Origin of the sequence: Kitasatospora sp. SolWspMP-SS2h (assembly GCF_003259315.1) — a bacterium.
Classification (GTDB): domain Bacteria; phylum Actinomycetota; class Actinomycetes; order Streptomycetales; family Streptomycetaceae; genus Kitasatospora; species Kitasatospora fiedleri.
The window spans coordinates 499,290-518,261 of sequence record NZ_QLLT01000001.1 but is presented as its reverse complement, the minus strand read 5'-3'; the positions used below and the strand labels follow the sequence as shown (position 1 = coordinate 518,261).

Here is an 18,972-nt window from a genome sequence, read left to right as displayed (position 1 = left end):
CTCACCCTGCCGCCGGCCACCGCGACCTCGGACAGCAGCGTGGCCTGCGGCACGCCCAGGCGCTCGGCCAGCAGCGCGGGCAGCACGCCCATCGTGCCGTCGGTGGAGGCCATGCCGCACACCACCAGGTCGTAGCCGGTCCGCTCCAGCGCCGCCGCCAAGATCGCCGAGGTGCCCAGCGCGTCCGTGCCGTGGATGTCGTCGTCGTTGACGTGCACGGCCTTGTCCGCGCCCATCGACAGCGCCTTGCGCAGCGCGTCCTTCGCGTCGTCCGGGCCCACCGTCAGCACCGTCACCTCGGCGCCCTCGTTGGCCGCCGCGATCCGCAGCGCCTGCTCGACGCCGTACTCGTCCAGCTCCGACAGGAGGCCGTCCACGCCCTCCCGGTCGGTGGTGGCATCGTCCGCGAAGCGACGGTCACCGGTCGCGTCGGGCACGTACTTCACACAGACAACGATCCTCAAGCTCACGGCCACCTTGTCCTTTCACGCGGGAGGGAACTGAGTACCCCCACTAGACCACACTCCGTGCCATGTATCCACTCTCGTGGGGGTGTGAGGGGGGACTCAGTTCCCAGCGGGCGGCACCGGGCGACGGGCGGCGCCGGGGGCAGGAGCGGAAGCGGGAGCGGGGCGGAGGTCGGCGGCCCAGCGCAGGGAGTACCAGGAGAGCGCGGCGAGCAGGGCGGCGCTGGGGAGTTCGGCGGCGTAGGCGAGCACTTCGGCGGTGCGGAACGCCTCGCCGCGGTGGGCGGACCAGAGGTCGAAGAAGGCGTCCGTGCCGAGCAGGACGGCGGTCGCGGAGGCGATCGGGCTGGTGGCGCGGTGGCGGCGGCGGACCAGCGCGGCGAGCAGCAGCAGGGCGGCCGCCTCCAGCAGGTCGAACCAGACCCAGGCGTTGGAGAGGTTGCGGGCCCCGAACCGGCCCCGGACGGTCAGGGCGAGTTCGACGATCCAGGGGAGCAGCAGGACGGCGGCGACCCGGAAGGCGATCGACAGCAGGCGCAGCAGGGTGTCCTCGTGGTCGGCCAGGGCCTTGCGGAGAGCGGGCACGCCGCGATCATAGGTCCGGCGGTGCGCCGGCTCCGCCAGGCGGCCGGACCAACCCGCCGGGCGGGTCCGCGGCGCGGATGCCCCGGGTCGGCCGCCCGGGGGCGTGCGGCGGGGCCGCCGGGGGGCGTGCGGCGGGGCCGCCGGGTGCGGTCGGGCACGGCGGCGGCCCCGGGGCGGGGACGGGCGGGGCTCAGCCCGTGCGGCGCAGGCGGAGCGTGGAGTCGCGGTGCGGGCGGGCGTCCGGGTCGGTGACGGGGTGCCCGGGGTGGTCGTGCCGGGCGTGCTCCTCGGCGAGCTCGACGGTCCACTCGCCGGGGGCCGGCTGCAGGGCGGCGAGCATCTCCTCGGGGGTCGGGAGGTGCAGGTCGGGGTGCGGGTTGTCCTGCCGGGCGGGCGGTGCGGCGTGGCTGGTGATCAGCAGGGTGCCACCGGGGGCGACGGCCGCGGCGGCCCGGCGCAGCACCCGGTCGCGGGGGAACTCGGCGGGGGAGTGCAGGAACTGCGCGGAGACCAGGTCGTACGCGCCGGACGGGAAGGCGTGCGCCAGGTCGACGCGCTGCCAGTCGATCCGGTCGGCGACGCCCGCGACGGCGGCCCGGGCGGCGGCCCGCTCCAACGCGACCCGCGAGATGTCAACGGCGGTGACCTGCCAGCCCCGCTCGGCCAGCCAGATCGCGTCCCCGCCCTCGCCGCAGCCCAGGTCCAGCGCCCGGCCGGGCGCCAGGCCGGTGGCCTGCACGGTCAGCGAGGCGTTCGGGCGACCGCTCCAGATCTGTCCGCTCTCGCCGTACCGCTTCTCCCAGAACTCGACCGCGTCGACGGCCAGCCGGGTCTCCTCGGCGACCAGGTCGGCGTTGATCGCCGCGCCCGCCCGCAGCCCGTCCGCGGCGGCGATGGCGACCTGCGCGGCCGGGTCGGTCAGGTTGCCCGCCGCCCAGACGCCCGGGACGCCGGTGGCGCCCGTCGGGTCGGTGGTGGCCAGCCGGGTGGCGAACCGGACGCCCCCGAAGTCCAGGTCGGTGACCGCCAGGCCCAGCTCGGCCAGGAACGGCGCGGTCACGGTCATCTCGGTGCCGACGGCCAGCACCGCGCAGTCGACCACGGTGCCGTCGGCCAGCCGGACCCCGGTCAGCTCGGCGGCGCCGTCCTCGGGCAGCAGCGCGACGACCTCGCCGGGCACCACGCGCACTCCGCGGGCGGCCAGCTCGCGCCGCTGCCGCTCGTCGAACGGCTGCTCAACGGACGGCCGCTGCTCGGGCGACTGCTCGCCGGACGGCCGCTCGTCGGACGGCTGCTCGCCGGACGGCGCGGCGGTGTGCGCGAGCAGGGTGACGTCCCCGCTCCACTGCCGCCACAGCAGCGCCTGGTGGACGGCCACCGCCGGGTTGGTCGCCAGCACGGCGATCTTCCGGTCGCGGACCTCCCAGCCGTGGCAGTACGGGCAGTGCACCACCTGGCGCCCCCAGCGCTCGGCCAGGCCGGGCAGCTCGGGCAGCAGGTCGGTGGTGCCGGTGGTCAGCAGCAGGCGGCGGGCGTGCACGGTGGTGCCGTCCGACAGCTCGGCGCGGAAGCCGCCGTCCTCCTCGCGGGCGACGGAGCGCACCTCGGCGTCGTGGAACTCGCCGCCGTACGAGGCTACTTCGGCCCGGCCGAGGGCGGTCAGCTCGGCCGGCGGCAGGCCCTCGCGGCCGAGCAGGCCGTGGATGCCCTCGGCCGGGGCGTTGCGCGGACGCCCCGCGTCGACGACCAGGACGGAGCGGCGGGCCCGGGCCAGGGTGAGGGCGCCGCTGAGTCCGGCGGCGCCGCCTCCGACGATCAGCACGTCGTGGTGGCGGGCGGGGCGGGGGTGCGGGTGGCGGTGCGTCGTGGTCATGGCTCGATGGTGCGCCGCGTTCGCGGGATTGACAAACAATGTTGCTGAGATGGCAAATGGAGGGGAGGAGAGGAGCACGGTGATGGGCGAGGACTTCGAGGCGGTGCTGACCGGCGTCGGCCCCCGGCTGCGGGCGATCCGGCAGCAGTACGGCACCACGCTGGCGCAACTGAGCGAGCAGACCGGCATCTCGGTCAGCACGCTGTCCCGGCTGGAGTCCGGCGGGCGGCGCCCGACCCTGGAACTGCTCCTGCCGCTGGCCCGCGCGCACGGCGTCGCCCTGGACGAACTGGTCGACGCCCCGCCCACCGGCGACCCCCGGGTGCGGCTGCGCCCGTTCGTCCGGCACGGCTGGACGTACCTGCCGCTGGCCCGCAGCCTCGGCGGCATGCAGGCGTACAAGATCGTCGTCCCGGTGGGCGACAGCCGGGAGAACTGCGAGCAGCGCACCCACGAAGGCCACGAGTGGCTGTACGTGCTCTCCGGGGAACTGCTGCTGAAACTGGGCGAGTACGAGGCGGTGCTGAAGGCGGGCGAGGCCGCGGAGTTCGACACCCGGACGCCGCACCTGTTCACCAACGCGGGGCGGGTGCCGGTGGAGTTCCTGAGCCTGTTCGGCCCGCAGGGGGAGCGGGTGCACGTGCGGGCCAGGACCGCCGAGCGGGCCGGGCGGGCGGCGGACTGACGGCGCGGCGCAGCGCGGCGTGGCGGGAAGGGGCAGGGCCGGACGTGACAGGGCGACGTGCGGTGGGACGTGCGGTGGGACGCCGCGCCCGAGGGGGTGGGCGCGGCGTCCGGACCTGCGGTGGTGCGGTGGTGCGGGGTCAGTTGACGAAGACCGTGCCGCCCAGGGTGGTGTCGGTGACCGGGCCGTAGGCGGCCGAGAAGTTGATGCTGGCGAAGCAGATGCTCGGGCCGGACAGCTTGGTGAACGGCTGGTTGGTCATGGTGATCTTCGGCGGGGTGTTGGTGGCGTTGCCGTTGAGCGCGCCGCTGGTCGAGGAGTAGGTGCACAGGGCGTTGCCGGCCAGGGTCTTGAGGTTGACGGCGGCCTGGATCGTCCCGGTCAGGCTGACCGGGAACCCGGCCGAGTCGGAGATGCTCAGGGTGTAGGGCAGGTTGCTCATGGTCAGGCTGTTCACGCCGGTGACGCCGGTCACGTTGGAGGTGCAGCCGGCGAAGGTCAGGGTGCCGACCGGGCCGGAGGCGGTGGCGGAGCCGGTGGCGAGCGGGTTGACGGCCACGCTGCCGCCGATGGTGGAGGTGGAGCACTTGACGCCGGTGGTGGTGCCCGGGTTGTACATGGTGGCGAAGGTGCCGCTGACCAGGTTCGCGGCCAGGGTGTCGCCGACCCCGACGGCCGTGCTGGTACCGGCGATGGTCAGCACCGGGGTGCTGCCCGCCGCGCCGGCCGGGACGGCGGGGAGGAAGAGCAGGGCGCCGGCGGCGGTGAGGGCGGCGATGCCGGCGGAGAGGCGGTTGCGCATGAGGGTTCCTTCCGGTGGGTGGGGCGGAGCGGACGGAGCTGCCCCGGCGCGGTCGCCGGAGCGCGTGCGGGCCCCGCGCTGGGGACGGGACGGGCACGGGTTCGTGGGGGAGGTGTGAAGGAGACGTTCAACTGCGTTGGAAGCAGGTCGGTGTGACGGATCGTCAGTGCGCGACACTGCCGCTCAGCGCGGCGGTGAGGTCGGCGATGTCGGTGTCCAGGACGAAGGACGCGTTGGTCTGCTGGAAGCTCACCGCGTCCTTGCCGGGCGCGGCGGGCAGGCCCATCGTCCAGTTGATGATCTGGTTCAGCGAGCCGAGCAGGCCGCAGCCGTTGGCGCCGGGCACCGCGAAGGTGTTGTCGACCAGCGAGGCGTTGTTCTCCGAAATGACCAGCGCGTTGTGCCCGTTGGGGTCGGGGGTGTAGTCGAGGGTGCCCGGGTCGCCGGTCATCGGCGGGGTGGAGGCGGTCGCGCCGGTGGTGGGCTTGAGCAGCATCGGTGCGGAGTCCGAGCCGATGTAGCAGTGCGCGCCGAACAGCGCGTTGTACAGGTGCAGTTTGATCGGCAGCTGGAACACCGGGTACGGCTCGCCGGTCGCCAGTGGCGTGAACTTGGTTACCGGGCCCGCGAGTTCCACCTGGGCGAAGACGCTGGTGATGCCCGGGAGGAAGTTCTGGATACCCGGGATGTTGATCTGCACCATGGGCGCGCTGAGCAGCGGCGCGCCGGTGGGCGGCACCACGGTGTACTGGTTGGCGCTGCTGCCGTCCGGGAACGACACCTCCGGCGCGGACTTGTCCCAGTAGAAGCCGAACTGCAGCGTGATCGGCGAGTTGAACGGCACCACGGTGCTGCCGAGGGTGAACTTCCCGGCGTTGGTCACCGACACCAGGCAGCCGACCTGGAGGTTCTCCGGGTTGTGCATGGCGGGCGCGGAGAGCGGACAGTTGCCCATGCCGGTGTATGGCGCGCCGGGCGCGGCCGCGGTGGCGGCGGAGGCCGGGGTGACACCGGCCAGCAGCGCGGCACCGGCCAGGACGGCGGCGGACGGCAGCAGGCGGCGGCGCCGGCGGCGGGACGCGCCTGAGGCGGCGGTGGCTGTGGCCGCGGGGTCGGAGGCGGCGGGGGTGGGCGAGCTGGCGCGCATGACGGGGACTCCTGACGGCAGGGGACAGGGCGTGGCGAGACGGGGTGTGGCGAGACGGGGCGTGCCGGGGCGAGGGGCGCCGGGTGGGGCGTGACGGGACGTGCCGGGCGTGCCGGAGCGTGACGAGGCGGGACGGGCTGGGCTGGGGATCACAGGGCGCTCGACGCCACGAGCGACCGGGCCGAGGGCGCACGACTGCCACCGTTGCGCCGGAGCGGTCCGCCGTACCGGGAGGGCGGCGCCTCCGTACGGGGAGTGCGCCGGGCCCGGAGCGAGAACGACCCGGTGGGCACGGCTGTTACGCCGGGGTTACCGCCGGGTACCCGCCAAGTTCTAGGCGTCCCGTCGGTCCAACGTCAAGGAGAAGGACGGAAGTTGGAAGGAAGGTGAGTGGAGTTCGCTTGTCACTGGTCTCCAACTGCCCCATGAATCACAGGAGTTGACTGGAGTTCGAGAAATCCCGGACGGTGCGCGAAGTATTGACCCGCCATGTACTCCGGGGTAACTTCCAGTCAGCCCGCCGGTTATGAGAAAGATCGTCAACTTCACTGCCACGCACCACAGTTGGCGCATCACACCCACCCACGCCAGGCCCTCGTCGCCGCCGGGCTGCGGATCCCCCACCCGACCCTCAGGAGCCCTCCATGGCACCCTCCGCAGAACAATCCGCCGCCACCTCGACCGGGCGCGGCCGGGTCCGACTGCGCCGCGCCGCACTGATGGCGGTACCGGCCTGCGTCACCGCGGGCCTCCTGGTGACCTTGACCGCGCAGAACGTCCTGGCCACCCAGTTCGCCATCTCCGGCATGGCTTTCGAGGTCACCGCCGACAAGCTGGACGGCACCGGGTTCGAGCAGTTCGGCACCCTCGACAACATGATCGAGAACAGCCCCAACGCCGGTGACACCGGTGGCCAGCTGTTCCTGATCCAGACCGTGGTGAAGCAGGCGTCCCTGACCAAGCTCTGCCAGAGCGTCAACCTGGGCGGCATCAACCTGCTGATCACGGCCGGCGACAAGGGCACCCCCGTCACCGCCGAGAACCTCACCACCGACTCCGACCTGATGAGCGGTGACGCCGAGTTCAAGAACCTCGAAGTCGGCCGCGACGCCAGCACCTTCGACAAGGGCGGCGTGGCCGGCCCGCCCGGCATGTTCGGCCAGCAGGGCGACACCGTGGCCGTCGACCACTTCCGGCAGCAGAACTACGCCACCACCGCCGGCACCTTCCGCCTGCCCAACATGCACCTCAGCTTCAGCGGCGATGGCTGCTGAGCCCGGACCGGCACCGGACCGGGCGGCCGACACCACGGCCGCCCGGCCCGCCGACACCGCCCCTGTTCCGGCCCCGGCCCTGACCCCGGCCCATGTCTCCGCCGAAGCGGCCGCCACCCACGGCACGCCCCCCACCGAGGCCGCCGCGGTGCCACCCGCCCCGCGCGGCTTCGCGGGCTGGCGCGGACGCCGCCCGTTCTGGGGCGGCCTGCTGATCGTGCTCGCCGGTGCCGAGATCCTGTTCACCGAGAAGGCTCCGATGCGCATGGTCATCCACATCGGCATGCTCGGTCTGGCCGGTTACGTCATCCCCACCCTCATGGTGCTCTGCGGACTGCTCCTCATCTTCCACCCCGTCCAACGGGTCTTCTACTCCGTGCTTGCCGTCCTCGCCACCCTCGGCAGTTGGGTCACCTCCAACCTCGGCGGCTTCTTCATCGGACTGCTGCTCGGCCTGATCGGCAGCAGCCTCGCCTTCGGTTGGCTGCCCGACCAGCCCCGGCGCCGCCGGGCGCTGCGCCGGGAAGCGAAACGCGAAGCCACCCCGGCCTGACCGGGGAGGCGCCCGGCGGCGGAGCGTGGCCGCCGTCGGGCGCCCCGGCCGCGGCCCCCGCACACCGAGCGGGCGGGGGCCGCGGCCGGGCCTTTCCCACGCGTCGCCCGCACCGCCCGCGCGTCGCCCGCACCGCCCGCGCGTCGCCCGCACCGCCCGCGCGTCGGGCGTGAGGGGGCGTGCCGGGTGTCCGGATACGTGCCGACGGCGGCCCGCGGCTTGGTACCTTGAGCGACGGACGGCCGGTGAACAGGCGGAACGACGCGGCGGACGGGACGGGTGCGGTGCGGGTACTGCGGTGCGGCAGCGACGCCGTCCTGGTCGAGGTCGAGGACGCCGAACAGGTCCAGCGGCTGCACGCCGCCCTGCGCGACGCCCCGCCCACCGGCGTCGGCGAACTCGTCCCCGCCGCCCGCACCGTCCTGGTCCGCTACGACCCGGCCGCGACCGACTGGCAGCGCCTGCGCGCCGCCGTCACCGCGCTGCCGCTGCGCGACGCGCCACCGGCCGGGGCCGCCGGGGCCGTGCTGATCCCCGTCCGCTACGAGGGCCCCGACCTGGCCGAAGTCGCCCGGCTGGCCGGCCTGACGGAGGAGCAGGTCGTCGAGCGCCACACCGCCGGGCAGTACCGCGTCGCGTTCTGCGGCTTCGCCCCCGGCTTCGCGTACCTCACCGGCCTCGACCCGCGGCTGCGGCTGCCCCGCCGCGCCGAGCCCCGCACCCGGGTCCCCGCCGGCGCGGTCGCCGTCGCCGACGAGTACACCGGCGTCTACCCCCGCACCTCGCCCGGCGGTTGGCACCTGCTCGGCACCACCGACCTCCCGCTCTGGGACACCGCCGCCGACCCGCCCACCCGGCTGCTCCCCGGCACCTCCGTGCGCTTCGTCGCGGTCGAGGGGACCGGGAACGAGGGGAGCCGCCCGTGAACGGGGACGCCGTACCAGGACGGGGCGCTGTATCGGGACAGGACGCCGGATCGGCGCAGGACGCCGTCGGCGGCCGGGCCGGGCTGCTGGTGGTGCGGGCCGGGTACGGGGCGACCGTGCAGGACCTGGGGCGTCCCGGGCTGGCGGCGCTCGGGGTGGGGCGGTCCGGGGCCGCCGACCGGGGCGCGCTGCGGCTCGCCAACCGGCTGGTCGGCAACCCCGAAGGCGCGGCCGGGCTCGAAATGCCGCTGGGCGGCGTCGAGTTGGAGTTCGGCCGGACCGCCACCTGCGCCCTCGCCGGGGCCGACTGCCCGGCCTGGGCGGCCGACCGGCCGGTCGCCGGGAACACCCCGTTCACGGTGCCCGCCGGAACCCGGCTGCGGCTCGGTACGCCCGGGCGCGGCCTGCGCGTCTACCTCGCCGTCCGCGGCGGGCTGGACGTCCCCGCCGTCCTCGGTTCCCGCTCCACCGACACCCTCGCGGGCCTCGGCCCCGCCCGCCTGGCGGCCGGCCGGCTGCTGCCCGTCGGCACCGCCGCCACCGGCTGGCCCGCCGCCGAGCACGCCCCGCGCCGCGAACCGCCCGGCCCCGTCCTGCTGCACGTGATTCCCGGGCCGCGCGACGACTGGTTCACCGCCGCCGCGCTGCGCACCCTGTACGGCGAGCCGTACACCGTGACCGGCGACAGCGACCGGGTCGGCATGCGCCTGGACGGCCCCGCGCTGGAACGGGCCCGGGCCGGGGAACTGCCCTCCGAGGGCATGGTGGCCGGCGCGCTGCAGGTGCCGCCGTCCGGGCGGCCGATCCTGTTCCTCGCCGACCACCCCGTCACCGGCGGGTACCCGGTCGTCGGAGTGGTCCGCCGCGCCGACCTCGACGCGGCCGGGCAGGCCCGCCCCGGCGACACGCTGCGCTTCCGCCCGGCCTGAGCACTGAGCACCGGGCACCCGGCACCCGGCACCCGGCACCGGGCACCGGGCTTCGCGGGAAAGCGGGGGAGCGGGGGAGCGCGCCGGGCGGGTCAGCCGAGGGTGACCACCTTCGCCCAGTGCGGCGGGGTGTCCGGGGTGTAGTCGGGGTCGTCCTCGTCGTCGGTGGTGCGGCGGGGGCGGGCACGGGGGAACAGGCCGACGACGGTGCGGCAGGGCGGCGGGGCGCTGGGCCAGGGGGTCTGGCCGTCGGTCAGGGCGACCACCACGTCGGGGGCGGGGCGCCGGCCCAGCGCGGTGGTGAACCCGCTGCGCAGGTCGGTGCCGCCGCCGCCGATCAGGGTCCAGCCGCTGTCGGCGGCGGCCTGCCGGGCGACTCGGGCGGCGGCGTCGCAGGAGATCACCGAGACCAGGTCGCGCCGTCCGCCCAGCGCCCGCAGGATCGCCGCGGTCTCCAGCAGCGCGGAGCCCAACTCGCTGTCGCTGACCGAGCCGGAGGTGTCGACGACCACCGCGACCCGGGGCGGGCGGCGGCGCAGCGAGGGCAGCACCACCTTGGGCAGGCCGGTCGAGCGGCGGGCCGGACGGCCGTAGCTGTAGTCCTCGCCGGCGCCCGCCGAGGCCATCGTGGAGCGGATCGCCGCGCCGAGCAACTGCCGCCACGGCTGCGGCGGGTGGAACACCTCCTCGGCCCAGCGCCGCCAGCCCGCCGGGGCCCGGCCGGGGTGGGCCGTGATGCCCTGGGCGACCCGGAAGCGGACCAGGTCGCGCTCCTGCTCGCTCAGGCCGTGCGCGCCGTCCGGACCGAGGTCCCACTCCCGTTCCCAGCCGTCCGCGCCGCTGCCGCACTCCAGCCACACCAGGTGCTGGTACTGGGTGCTGACGGAGAACTGCCGCGCGTAGTCCTCCATCAGCCGGCCCTCGGGCAGGCGGAGGACGTCCGGGTAGACCGCGTCGGCGATCCGGACCAGGCCGTCGCCGAACGCGTCGTCGTTGATCTCGCAGTCCGCGGCCAGGTTGACCTGCAACCGGGCGGCGGGCCCCTCGCGGTCGATCGCCCGCAGCAGCCGGTCGCCGCGCCGGGCGTGGTCGCGCAGCAGGTGCGAGACCTCGTGCACCCAGACCGAGGCCAGTTCCTCCTCCGGGGTGCGTTCGACGAAGCGCGGCGAGACGTAGCACCGCCAGTGCCGGTCCACCGCCATGGTCGGCACCCGGGCCGACTCCACCACGTGCAGGGCGAACAGCGCCGTCGCCAGGTACGGGCGGGCCCGGACGGCGTGCAGCCGGGCCGCGAACAGCTTCTCGGTGTCCAGCCGCAGGGGCGCGCTCCCCAGTGCGTTCCGCGGCGCGTTCCGTGGCGTGTTACGCGCTGTGCTCATCGGCGGCTTCTTCGGCGTGCTCATCGGCGGCCCGTGCGGGTGGGGACCCGGGCGGCCGAGCGGTCGGCCCGGCGGGAGACCTGGAGCGCGCCCGCGAAGCGGTTGATCAACTCCGGTACCTCCCAGGCGTCCTGGCGCAGCGCGGCGAGCGTGGTCACCGGCACCACCAGCACGTCCGGCGGGCTGCTCTCCAGCGCCCGGGCCATCAACGCCCAGGCGGCGTCCCAGCGTTCACGGGTCGGTCGGGAGCGGACGGCGGCCACCACGCCGTCCAGGGCGGCCTGCCGCAGGTCGCCGCGCCGGGGCAGCACGGCGGCGTCCGGGTCGGCGAGCAGGTCCTCGGGCGCGGGCAGGTCCATCCGGTCCACGGCGGCCAGGAGTTCGAGCCCGGGCCCGTCGCCGACGGTGCCGCGCACCAGCAGCGACAGCACCTCGCGGGAGGACCCGGCCGCCGAGCCGAACGCCAGCAGCCGCATGGTCATCTCCCAGCTGCGGGGCGACGGCCAGGCCCGGCCGCGCCTGGTCTCGGCGCTCGGCAGCCGGTGGGTCAGCTCGGGCCGGACGGTGAGCAGCCCGCACACCGCGCGCCGGGCGAACTCGACGGCGGCGGACAGCCGTTCGGGGTCGAGCCGGGGCAGCTCGGCGCGCGGCCACACGCCGCCGAGGCCGCGCACCACCACCTCGGCGTCGTGCACCCAGTCCAGGTGGACGAAGCGGTTGGCCAGCGGGGCGCTCAGCTCCCAGCCGTCGGCGGCCGAGGCGCGCGGGTTGGCCGCCGCCACGATCCTCACCCCCGGCGGGAGTTGCAGCGCGCCGATGCGACGCTCCAGGACCAGGCGCAGCAGCGCGGCCTGCACGGCCGGCGGGGCGGTCGACAGCTCGTCGAGGAACAGCAGTCCGCGGCCCTGCCGGACCAGCCGCACCGCCCAGTCCGGCGGCGCCAGCGGCACGCCCTGTGCGGCGGGGTCGTCGCCGATCACCGGCAACCCGGAGAAGTCGGACGGCTCGTGGACGCTGGCGATCACCGTGGTGAGCGGCAGGTCGAGTTCGGTGGCGAGCTGGGTCAGCGCGGCGGTCTTGCCGATGCCTGGCTCCCCCCACAGCAGAACCGGGAGGTCGGCGGCGACGGCGAGGGTCAGCGCCTCGACCTGGAGGTCCTGGCGGGGCTCGGTGACGGACTCCTTCAGGAGGCCCAGCAGCCGGTCGGCGAGGGCGAGTCGGGGCGAAGTGGCAGCAGCGGAAGAAGGCATGGGTGATTCACCTGGGGGTCGAGGGGCGGGAGGAGGGGGCCCGGGGCGCGGAGCGGTGGCTACGGGGTACCTGACGGGCGTGCGGTGCTGGAGCGGACGGCCCTACCAGGGCCGCAGGGGCGGCTTCGGCGGGACGCGGGGATGCTGGCGGTGCGGGCGGCCGTGCGGGCGCGGGGCGACGGGTGCGGGGGCGGGGACGGCGCCGAAGCGGCCGTGCCCGCGTTCGAGCCCGGCCGCGTACAGGCTGCCCGCCAGCCGCCGGTGGACGTCGCCGTCCAGCGCCTCGGCGAGCGGGCCCTCGCGCAGGACGGCCTCCGCGCCCAGCAGCCGGCGCACGGCGGTGAGTGCCCCGGCGCGGTCGCCGTGCAGCAGCCGCTGCCGGATGCCGTCCAGGTTCTCCGGCTGCCGGTGCGCGCGGTCGATCGCCCGCAGGCAGGGCAGCGGCGGCCCGCCGAACGCCACCAGTGCCTCCTCGCGCCGCAGTTGCTCCGGGGCGTGGTCGAGCGGCACGAGCACCCCGTCGACCACCGTGATCCGGTGCGGCACGCCCCGGCACTCCACCGTCAACGTCCCGCCCTCGCGCACCGGTTCGGACCGGTCGGGCCGGTGCCCGGGTGCGAGCGCGGCGGCCACCAGCGGGTGCAGCGCGTCCGGTTCGATCAGCCCCGCGCGGAGCAGTAGCAGGTCGGGCGGCGTCCAGGTGGCGGCGTCCGGCAGCACGGGGTGGCCGCGCGGGACGCGGAGCACCTCCGCGGGCGCGTCCAGCGGCGTGGACGTGCTTAGCAGCAGGTGCCGCCGATGGCCGAGCCGTACCGCCACGGGTGCGCCGTCGGGCAGGCCGTCCGCCGCACGCACCAGTCCGGCCTCGAACTCCCATGCCGGATGGGCAAACTGATGCTCTGTCAGTTCTGCTGTCCGGGAGGCGAGTTCGGGGGCGCGGCGGGCGTCCCAGAGGTGCCGGTGCAGGTCGAGGCGGAAGCGCGGGTCGGGGCGCGGCCGGGCCCGTGCGGCCGGGCGGGCGGCGGCGTCCCACAGCGTCAGGGTGACGCGTTGGGCCGCCGCCGCGTGGCCGGGCGCCGTCCGGGCCACCAGGTGCAGTGGCGCCGCGTCCCCGTCGCGCGGGTAGCGGGCCAGGGTCAGCGTCAGCCCGGGCCGCAGCAGCCCGTCCGGGGCGACCCGCGGCAGGTGCCAGCGCAGCAGGTCGGGGGCCAGGTGCCGCAGATCGGCCCGGAGCCGACCGGCCAGCTCGGACCCGTATGCCCGGGAGACGGCGCGCAGCTCGAAGCCCGGATCGCATCCGGCCGCCGCGCAGGCTCCGCCCCAATCGCCCAGCGCACGGCGGGCGGTGGCGGTCTCGATCATGGCCGGGGGAACGGCGAAACGCCGGACGCGCGACCAGAAACTGTGGCGAGTGTCCTCGTCCAGGAGGGAAGTGTCGTGCATCAGCACTCACTTCGGAAGGACGGGACCTCCAATCCATGAGTAGTCATCGCCGCCGATGGTAGCCGCGATCCGGCGGCCTGTCAGCTCCCTTCTCCTCCCGTCCCATGCGCCGCACCCGCTTCCTCCCCGACCGTCCCGCCCGCGCACCACCCCGACGTAGGGTGGCGGCGAGGGGCCGGAGAGCGGCCCGGGCGGACCGGGAACGGCGGTGCGGCATGACGGACGGGCGGGTCGCGGACGGACGGGTGACAGCCGGGCGGATCGCCCCGGGCGGCGGATGGCGACGGCCGGTGGAGGCGCTGCGGTACAGGCTGCTGCGCGAGATCAACTCCACGGTGCACGGCGCCGACCTGAACCTGGAACGCTACGACCGGCCGCCCGGCGACCCCGGGCTGTTCGGGCCCGACAGCGTGGTGTGGCGGGTGCACGGGCACCCGGCCGGGATGCTGGTCGGCGGGTTCGCCGCGCTGATGCTCCAGTCGCTGCACCCCGTGGCGATGCGCGCCGTCGCCGAGCACTCCGACTACCGCACCGATCCCGTCGGACGGCTGCACCGCACCGCCCGCTTCGTCTCCACCACCACGCTCGGCTCCTCCGCCGCCGCCGAAGCCGCGATCGCGGCGGTCCGCCGCGTCCACGGCTACGTCCGCGGTCGCGACGCCGAGGGCCGCCCGTACCGGGCCGACGACCCCGACCTGCTGTGCTGGGTGCACACCGCCGAGACCTCCTGCTTCCTGGCCGGGTACCAAGTCTTCGCCGGGGGAGCGAAGTTGAGCGGACCGGAGTGCGACGACTACCTCGCCGAGGTCGCGCAGATCGGCCAACTCCTGGGCGCGGACGGCGTACCCGTCTCACGCGCCGGACTCGCCCGCTACCTGGCCGGGGTGCGCGGCGCGCTGCGGGCCACCCCGGAGGCGCTGGAGGCCGTCGCCCTGCTGCGCGCCTTCGGCCGGACCCGGCGCGAACGCCTGGCCGTCCGGGTCCTCACCAACGCGGCCGTCGGCCTGCTGTCCGCCCGGGCCCGCCGCACGCTCGGCATCCACCGCCCCTGGGCCGTCCGCCGGCTCTGGGACCGCCCGTCGGCCCGCCTGCTCGGCGCGGTCATGGTCTGGGCCTGCGGGCTGTCGCCGATCCGCGCCGCCGCCACGGCCCGGGCCGCCGGGACCCCCGCCGTCCGGACGGACGCGGCCCGCGGCTGACGGCCGCTGCCGACGGCTGTCGGCGGCGTAGGGCGGGAGAACGCGCCGAAGCGGCCGCCGTACCGGGGCTGGGGTTCCGGTGCGGCGGCCGCTTCGGCGTCGTCAGTGGTCGGCGGCGGCGGTCGGTGCGGGGCGTGGGGCGGTCAGCACTGGGGCCGACGGCCGTGGTTCGCTCCGCGCCTCGCGCGGGCCTTCTTCTTGCGGCGGCGCTTCGACGACATGGCCTCTCCTCTCGCGACGGTGCACAACGTCCCCCCATCCACCGTGCCCCGTCCCCGCCGAACCCGCCAGCCGGCACCGGCCTGGCCTGGCCCGGCCCGCTCCCGCCCCCTGGGGCTGCGGTCGGGGAGCGGTGGTTCGGTCCTTCTGGCCGGGGGGCTTCGGTCGGCGGATCGCGGTTAGACGGACAGGACATCCGTTCATCCGTCCATCTGTCCAACCGTTGATCCGACCGTCCGACGGAAGGAGCATCCGATGACCGTGATCTCGCGCCTGCCCGGTGCCCTCGAGGAGGAGTGGGACTGGCAGCTCGCCGGGGCCTGCCGCGGCGACTCCCAGCTGTTCTTCCACCCCGCCGGGGAACGCGGCCAGGCCCACGACGACCGCGACCGCGCGGCCAAGGCCGTCTGCGCCCGCTGCCCCGTCCGCGAACGCTGCCTGCGGCACGCGCTGGCCGCCCGCGAACGCTACGGCGTGTGGGGCGGCCGCACCGAGGAGGAACGGCGCGGCATGCTGCGCCGCAGGCGGCGCAACCGCGCCCACGCCGGCTGAGCGCCCGGACGTCGCAGCGCCCGCACCCCCGAACGTCCCGGGGTGCGGGCGCTGCGACGTCCGGGCGCTCAGCCGGCGTAGACACAGAGACCACGGAGACACGCAGACGCAGAACGGAGGCGGTCCCCGGAACGAACGGGGACCGCCTCCGTTCTGCGCGCGGCGTCACGACCGGACGCGCGCGCCGCACGAGGTGCGGGTGGTGCGGACCCGGGCGGGCGGGCCCGGGGTGGGGCTACGCGAGCAGCCGGGTGGCGTCGATCTCCGCCCAGATGGACTTGCCCTGGGCGTGCCGGTCCGCGCCCCAGCGGTCGGCGGTGCGCTCCACGATGTACAGCCCGTGCCCGCCCGGCAGGCCGGGGCGGTGCGGGGTGCGCAGCTCGGGCAGGACCTCGGACGCGTCGCTGACCTCGATCCGCAGCCGGTCGGGCGTCGCGTGGAGGACCAGCTCCAGCGGGCCGCCGGCGTGCAGCATCGCGTTGCCGACCAGTTCGGCGACCAGCAGGACGACGTCCTCGGCGAGGTCCGGGTCGGGCGGCGTGGACCACGACCAGTCGCCCAGCGCCTCGGCGGTGAACCCCCGGGCCCGGGCCACCGGGCGCGGAACGCCCGCCAGTCGCAGGCGTCGGCGCTGCCCGCCGGGGGGCAGCGCCGCCCCCGCGTCCGGACGGTCGCCGTCCAGGGTGCCCCGGCTCGGTGTCACGTGCGGGTTCCCTTCGTTCTCGACGGCGCTCTCACAGCTTGCTCTCACGGGTCGGTTTCCCGGCCGCGTCCGGATTATGCCCGGTGCGGCCGACGGTACGGATACAGCAGGTGGCCGACGGCCCGGGAGGGGCCGGTCAGCTGTCTGCCGCGAGGGCGGCGTCCACGCTTTCATGGATAGTGAACACCGCCTTCGCGCCGGTTAGTTCGAGCAGGTGTCGGACCGATCCGGAGAGTGCTGCCAGGTGGAAGGACAGCCCACTGTCGGCGGCCGCCATCCGGGTCTGGAGCAGCAGGTTCAATCCGGACGAGTCACAGAAATCGACCCGCCCCAGGTCGACGACCAGCGCCGGGGGGCGCTCGGCGACCAGTAGGTCGAGCGCCTCCCGAGCGGGGGTCAGGGTTTCGATGTCCAGGTCGCCGGAGAGCACGCACACGGCTGCTCTGGAGGGCGTACGCCACACATCGACCGCCAGGGGGGCCACGGGCATGTTCTCGGCTGGCATCCTCGTCCTGTTCCCTCTCGACCGATCTGCCTCGACCTTACGCACTGTCGGGCGTGTCGGTCGAGACGGGGTGCCCGGTGTGGTCGGTGCGGACGGCGGGGGCCGCCGCAACAACGAGAGTTTGACGTGCCTGTCAGTTGGTCGCGTCGAGGCCGGTGCGGAGCCGGGCCAGGGTGCGGGACAGCAGACGGGACACGTGCATCTGGGACAGCCCGAGGCGGGCGCCGATCTGCGACTGGGTGAGGTCCTCGCTGAACCGCATGGCCAGGATCTGCCGGTCCCGCTCGGGGAGCTGGGCGATCAGCGGCTTCAGCGCGACCAGGTTCTCCACCAGCGCGAACCGGCCGTCCACCTGGCCGAGGCGCTCGGCGGGCTGCTGCCCGTCGCCCTCGCCCGGGGAGGTCAGGTCGAGCGATCCGGCGGTGTGCGCGTTCGCGGCGGCCAGACCCTCGATCACGTCTTCCTCGGAGATCGAGAGGTACTCGGCGAGGTCGGCGACGGTCGGCTCCCGGTCCAGGGTCTGGGCCAGCGCGTCCTGTGCCTTCGCCAGGTCCAGGCGCAGCTCCTGGAGGCGGCGCGGCACGTGCACGGACCAGGTGGTGTCCCGGAAGTGGCGGCGTATCTCACCGACGATGGTGGGGACCGCGTACGTGGTGAACTCGACGCCCAGCTCGGGGTCGAACCGGTCGATCGCCTTGATCAGGCCGACCGAGCCGACCTGCATCAGGTCGTCGTAGGGCTCCTTGCTGTGGCCGAAGCGCCGGATCGCGAACCGGACCAGGGTCAGGTTCAATTCGATCAGGGTGTTCCGGACGTAGCTGAACTCCCGGGTGCCCTCCTCCAGGCGGGCCAGCCGGCGCAGCAGCACCCTGGTCAGCTCGCGGGCGTCGGCCGGGGTGGTGTTCGCCGGGTCGGCGAGCAGCGCCGGGTCGAGCCCGGGGAGGCGGACGGGGGTGGGCATGGAGGCCGGGGCGAAGGATCCGGTGTGATCGTCCGACCTGGCGTGGTCGGAGGGGGCCTCTACAGGGGCAGTCAGGAGAAGCTCATCAGTGGGCACGGGGATGCCAGTCCTTTCCTCGTCTCCGGCCGGTCCGTCCCCGGTTACCCGGCCCATCGTCGACCATGCCTACCGCATGTGTGAAGGTTTGGTGAAGGGTGTGCCGGGGTGATTTCCGGGGTGGCTTCAGAGCATTGCACACCGAAATGGCCACCGAACGCGCATGGGTGGCGACGGGTGGGGCAGGCGGCCCTCGGAGGCGGACCGCACCCGGCGGCCGCAGCTCGGCGGAGGAGGGAACATCCATGGGCCGGATCGAGGAATCCATCGAGATCGACGCGCCGATCGGCGACGTCTACCGCGAGTGGACCGACTACTCGCCGCTGCCGGAGTGCATGCGCGGCGGGGCCGGGCGCGGCGCCACCGCGACCGAGGTGCTGCCGCCCGACCGGATCGCCTGGAGCGGCGGCCCCGACCTGCCCGGACACTCCGGCGTGGTCACCTTCCACCGCGCCGCCGACCAGGCCACCCGGCTGATGCTCCAGCTCGACACCGAACCCCACGGGCTGTGGGACCACCTGGTCGAGGGCCTCGGCTTCACCGACCGCCGGGTCATAGACGAACTCGCCGCCTTCAAGGCCCACGTCGAAGGCCACCGGCAGCACATGGCGGCCTGAGCGCCCGGTGTCTGCCGGCGCCCTCCGGGTGCCCGGCTGGCGCGTACCGCCCCGCTGGAGGCGGGGGTTCGCGCCGCAATGGGTAGTCGTGATCGCGATGGGCGCTCATGACCGTTAGAGCCTCTTGCTGACGTGCTCGACATTTGCACTGTGAGAGGCCGTTGTGTTTGCAACAAGTACTAGCGAGCGCGATGGGTCGGTGTGTGTGCGATAGGGTCTCACGGCCGTGATGCCCACTCGTGACTGTGAGAGGCATTGCGCTCGCTCCCTCACCCCGCTTGCTCACCCCGCTCGACTGTCCGCCCGTCTGCGAGAAACGGAAGGGAGCACCGCCATGGGTCCTGTGACCGAGCAGATCACCCTGCACCTGCTCATCCCCGACGGCTCCACCGTCGCCCTCGACACCGACTGGCGCTACCGGCCCGACGACCCGTACGCGGTGCGTCTCGACTTCGGGGAGCGGGCCGCCGGGGCCAGCTGGGTGCTGTCCCGGGAGATGCTGCTGGCCTCGCTGTGCGGGCCGGTCGGGGAGGGCGACATCCGCTTCACGCCGATCGACGGCGGGCTGCTCCGCCTGGTGCTCGGCCGTGCGGGCGACTCGGTGATCCTCACCGTCGACCGTGCCGAGCTGGCCGCGTTCCTCACCGCCACCACCGAGTCGGTGCCGCTGGGCGAGGAGTCCGAGCGGATCGACTGGGACGGCGGGCTGGCCGGGCTGCTGTCGGCCTGACGCGCCGGCCTGGCACTGGCACGCCGGGGCCCGCCGCCGAGCCTGTCGTCGTGCTGTCCGCCCGTCGGGGTCCGCGG

General features: G+C 74.9%; 19 protein-coding genes and 1 pseudogene. 9 read left to right on the top strand and 11 right to left on the bottom strand.

Going from position 1 to position 18,972, the window contains the following annotated elements:
• The 3 genes and pseudogenes from K353_RS02270 to K353_RS02260 all read right to left on the bottom strand — a co-directional run.
• Positions 1-470 (bottom strand): annotated as a pseudogene (locus K353_RS02270) (electron transfer flavoprotein subunit beta/FixA family protein); the annotation flags it as partial.
• A gap of 96 nt (positions 471-566) precedes the next feature.
• Positions 567-1,052 (bottom strand): hypothetical protein, encoded by a 486-nt coding sequence (locus tag K353_RS02265; RefSeq protein ID WP_111551812.1) that lies wholly within the window; start codon positions 1,050-1,052, stop codon positions 567-569.
• A 190-nt stretch (positions 1,053-1,242) separates the two neighbouring features.
• Positions 1,243-2,925, bottom strand: coding sequence for an FAD-dependent oxidoreductase (locus tag K353_RS02260; protein WP_111551811.1), 1,683 nt, complete (start codon positions 2,923-2,925; stop codon positions 1,243-1,245).
• A gap of 49 nt (positions 2,926-2,974) precedes the next feature.
• Here K353_RS02260 and K353_RS02255 point away from each other — a divergent pair, with 49 nt between their 5' ends.
• A complete protein-coding gene (locus tag K353_RS02255) occupies positions 2,975-3,610 on the top strand; it encodes a helix-turn-helix domain-containing protein (RefSeq protein WP_370447542.1) in 636 nt (211 codons plus the stop codon).
• Positions 3,611-3,749: 139 nt separating this feature from the next.
• On the opposite strand, the gene K353_RS02250 is transcribed toward K353_RS02255, so the two are convergent.
• On the bottom strand, positions 3,750-4,412 hold the full coding sequence (locus K353_RS02250; protein WP_111551809.1) for a Tat pathway signal sequence domain protein: 663 nt from the start codon (positions 4,410-4,412) through the stop codon (positions 3,750-3,752).
• A gap of 163 nt (positions 4,413-4,575) precedes the next feature.
• Positions 4,576-5,559 (bottom strand): hypothetical protein, encoded by a 984-nt coding sequence (locus tag K353_RS36455; protein ID WP_199527953.1) that lies wholly within the window; start codon positions 5,557-5,559, stop codon positions 4,576-4,578.
• A 644-nt stretch (positions 5,560-6,203) separates the two neighbouring features.
• On the opposite strand from K353_RS36455, the gene K353_RS02240 reads away from it, so the two are divergent.
• From K353_RS02240 to K353_RS02225, 4 genes are all read left to right on the top strand, one after another.
• Entirely contained in the window at positions 6,204-6,833 is a 630-nt protein-coding gene (locus K353_RS02240) for a DUF6230 family protein (protein ID WP_100839169.1), read from the top strand.
• A 148-nt stretch (positions 6,834-6,981) separates the two neighbouring features.
• Complete coding sequence (locus K353_RS02235) at positions 6,982-7,386, top strand: DUF6114 domain-containing protein (protein WP_111551874.1); 405 nt, start codon at positions 6,982-6,984, stop codon at positions 7,384-7,386.
• A gap of 245 nt (positions 7,387-7,631) precedes the next feature.
• A complete protein-coding gene (locus tag K353_RS02230; RefSeq protein ID WP_370447541.1) occupies positions 7,632-8,312 on the top strand; it encodes an allophanate hydrolase subunit 1 in 681 nt (226 codons plus the stop codon).
• Positions 8,313-8,395: 83 nt separating this feature from the next.
• Positions 8,396-9,241: a biotin-dependent carboxyltransferase family protein gene (locus K353_RS02225; RefSeq protein ID WP_370447546.1), complete on the top strand. Its 846-nt coding sequence runs from the start codon at positions 8,396-8,398 to the stop codon at positions 9,239-9,241.
• Positions 9,242-9,333: 92 nt separating this feature from the next.
• On the opposite strand, the gene K353_RS02220 is transcribed toward K353_RS02225, so the two are convergent.
• From K353_RS02220 to K353_RS02210, 3 genes are all read right to left on the bottom strand, one after another.
• Positions 9,334-10,620 (bottom strand): VWA-like domain-containing protein, encoded by a 1,287-nt coding sequence (locus K353_RS02220; protein ID WP_233533294.1) that lies wholly within the window; start codon positions 10,618-10,620, stop codon positions 9,334-9,336.
• 20 nt (positions 10,621-10,640) lie between these two features.
• Positions 10,641-11,870 carry an AAA family ATPase gene (locus K353_RS02215; protein WP_111551806.1) on the bottom strand — a complete coding sequence of 410 codons (1,230 nt, stop codon included), beginning with the start codon at positions 11,868-11,870 and terminating at the stop codon, positions 10,641-10,643.
• Between the two features lie 102 nt (positions 11,871-11,972).
• The gene (locus K353_RS02210) at positions 11,973-13,313 is read right to left on the bottom strand and encodes a hypothetical protein (protein WP_111551872.1); all 1,341 of its coding nucleotides are present in this window, start codon (positions 13,311-13,313) and stop codon (positions 11,973-11,975) included.
• Positions 13,314-13,603: 290 nt separating this feature from the next.
• On the opposite strand from K353_RS02210, the gene K353_RS02205 reads away from it, so the two are divergent.
• Positions 13,604-14,512, top strand: coding sequence for an oxygenase MpaB family protein (locus tag K353_RS02205; RefSeq protein ID WP_233533293.1), 909 nt, complete (start codon positions 13,604-13,606; stop codon positions 14,510-14,512).
• A 474-nt stretch (positions 14,513-14,986) separates the two neighbouring features.
• A complete protein-coding gene (locus K353_RS02200; RefSeq protein ID WP_111551804.1) occupies positions 14,987-15,283 on the top strand; it encodes a WhiB family transcriptional regulator in 297 nt (98 codons plus the stop codon).
• A gap of 235 nt (positions 15,284-15,518) precedes the next feature.
• Here the strand turns inward: K353_RS02200 and K353_RS02195 are convergent, their stop codons facing one another.
• The 3 genes from K353_RS02195 to K353_RS02185 all read right to left on the bottom strand — a co-directional run bounded on the left by K353_RS02195 (position 15,519) and on the right by K353_RS02185 (position 17,452).
• The gene (locus tag K353_RS02195; protein WP_100839161.1) at positions 15,519-15,986 is read right to left on the bottom strand and encodes an ATP-binding protein; all 468 of its coding nucleotides are present in this window, start codon (positions 15,984-15,986) and stop codon (positions 15,519-15,521) included.
• Positions 15,987-16,122: 136 nt separating this feature from the next.
• On the bottom strand, positions 16,123-16,491 hold the full coding sequence (locus K353_RS02190; RefSeq protein WP_111551803.1) for an STAS domain-containing protein: 369 nt from the start codon (positions 16,489-16,491) through the stop codon (positions 16,123-16,125).
• Positions 16,492-16,624: 133 nt separating this feature from the next.
• Entirely contained in the window at positions 16,625-17,452 is an 828-nt protein-coding gene (locus K353_RS02185) for an RNA polymerase sigma factor SigF (RefSeq protein WP_199527952.1), read from the bottom strand.
• A 341-nt stretch (positions 17,453-17,793) separates the two neighbouring features.
• On the opposite strand from K353_RS02185, the gene K353_RS02180 reads away from it, so the two are divergent.
• Together K353_RS02180 and K353_RS02175 are read left to right on the top strand one after the other, a co-directional pair.
• Entirely contained in the window at positions 17,794-18,165 is a 372-nt protein-coding gene (locus K353_RS02180) for a hypothetical protein (RefSeq protein ID WP_100839158.1), read from the top strand.
• Positions 18,166-18,499: 334 nt separating this feature from the next.
• Positions 18,500-18,895, top strand: a complete 396-nt coding sequence (locus tag K353_RS02175) for an SsgA family sporulation/cell division regulator (protein WP_158585311.1) — start codon at positions 18,500-18,502, stop codon at positions 18,893-18,895.
• The last annotated feature ends 77 nt before the right edge of the window (positions 18,896-18,972 follow it).

Bases quoted from the DNA above. Each gene is read 5' to 3' on its own strand.
- K353_RS02175 (WP_158585311.1), top strand. From the start codon at position 18,500: ATGGGTCCTGTGACCGAGCAGATCACCCTGCACCTGCTCATCCCCGAC.
- K353_RS36455 (WP_199527953.1), bottom strand. From the start codon at position 5,559: ATGCGCGCCAGCTCGCCCACCCCCGCCGCCTCCGACCCCGCGGCCACA.
- K353_RS02185 (WP_199527952.1), bottom strand. From the start codon at position 17,452: ATGCCCACCCCCGTCCGCCTCCCCGGGCTCGACCCGGCGCTGCTCGCC.
- K353_RS02180 (WP_100839158.1), top strand. From the start codon at position 17,794: ATGGGCCGGATCGAGGAATCCATCGAGATCGACGCGCCGATCGGCGAC.
- K353_RS02220 (WP_233533294.1), bottom strand. From the start codon at position 10,620: ATGAGCACAGCGCGTAACACGCCACGGAACGCGCCGCGGAACGCACTG.
- K353_RS02210 (WP_111551872.1), bottom strand. From the start codon at position 13,313: ATGCACGACACTTCCCTCCTGGACGAGGACACTCGCCACAGTTTCTGG.
- K353_RS02215 (WP_111551806.1), bottom strand. From the start codon at position 11,870: ATGCCTTCTTCCGCTGCTGCCACTTCGCCCCGACTCGCCCTCGCCGAC.
- K353_RS02255 (WP_370447542.1), top strand. From the start codon at position 2,975: ATGGCAAATGGAGGGGAGGAGAGGAGCACGGTGATGGGCGAGGACTTC.
- K353_RS02200 (WP_111551804.1), top strand. From the start codon at position 14,987: ATGACCGTGATCTCGCGCCTGCCCGGTGCCCTCGAGGAGGAGTGGGAC.
- K353_RS02250 (WP_111551809.1), bottom strand. From the start codon at position 4,412: ATGCGCAACCGCCTCTCCGCCGGCATCGCCGCCCTCACCGCCGCCGGC.
- K353_RS02240 (WP_100839169.1), top strand. From the start codon at position 6,204: ATGGCACCCTCCGCAGAACAATCCGCCGCCACCTCGACCGGGCGCGGC.
- K353_RS02260 (WP_111551811.1), bottom strand. From the start codon at position 2,925: ATGACCACGACGCACCGCCACCCGCACCCCCGCCCCGCCCGCCACCAC.
- K353_RS02190 (WP_111551803.1), bottom strand. From the start codon at position 16,491: ATGCCAGCCGAGAACATGCCCGTGGCCCCCCTGGCGGTCGATGTGTGG.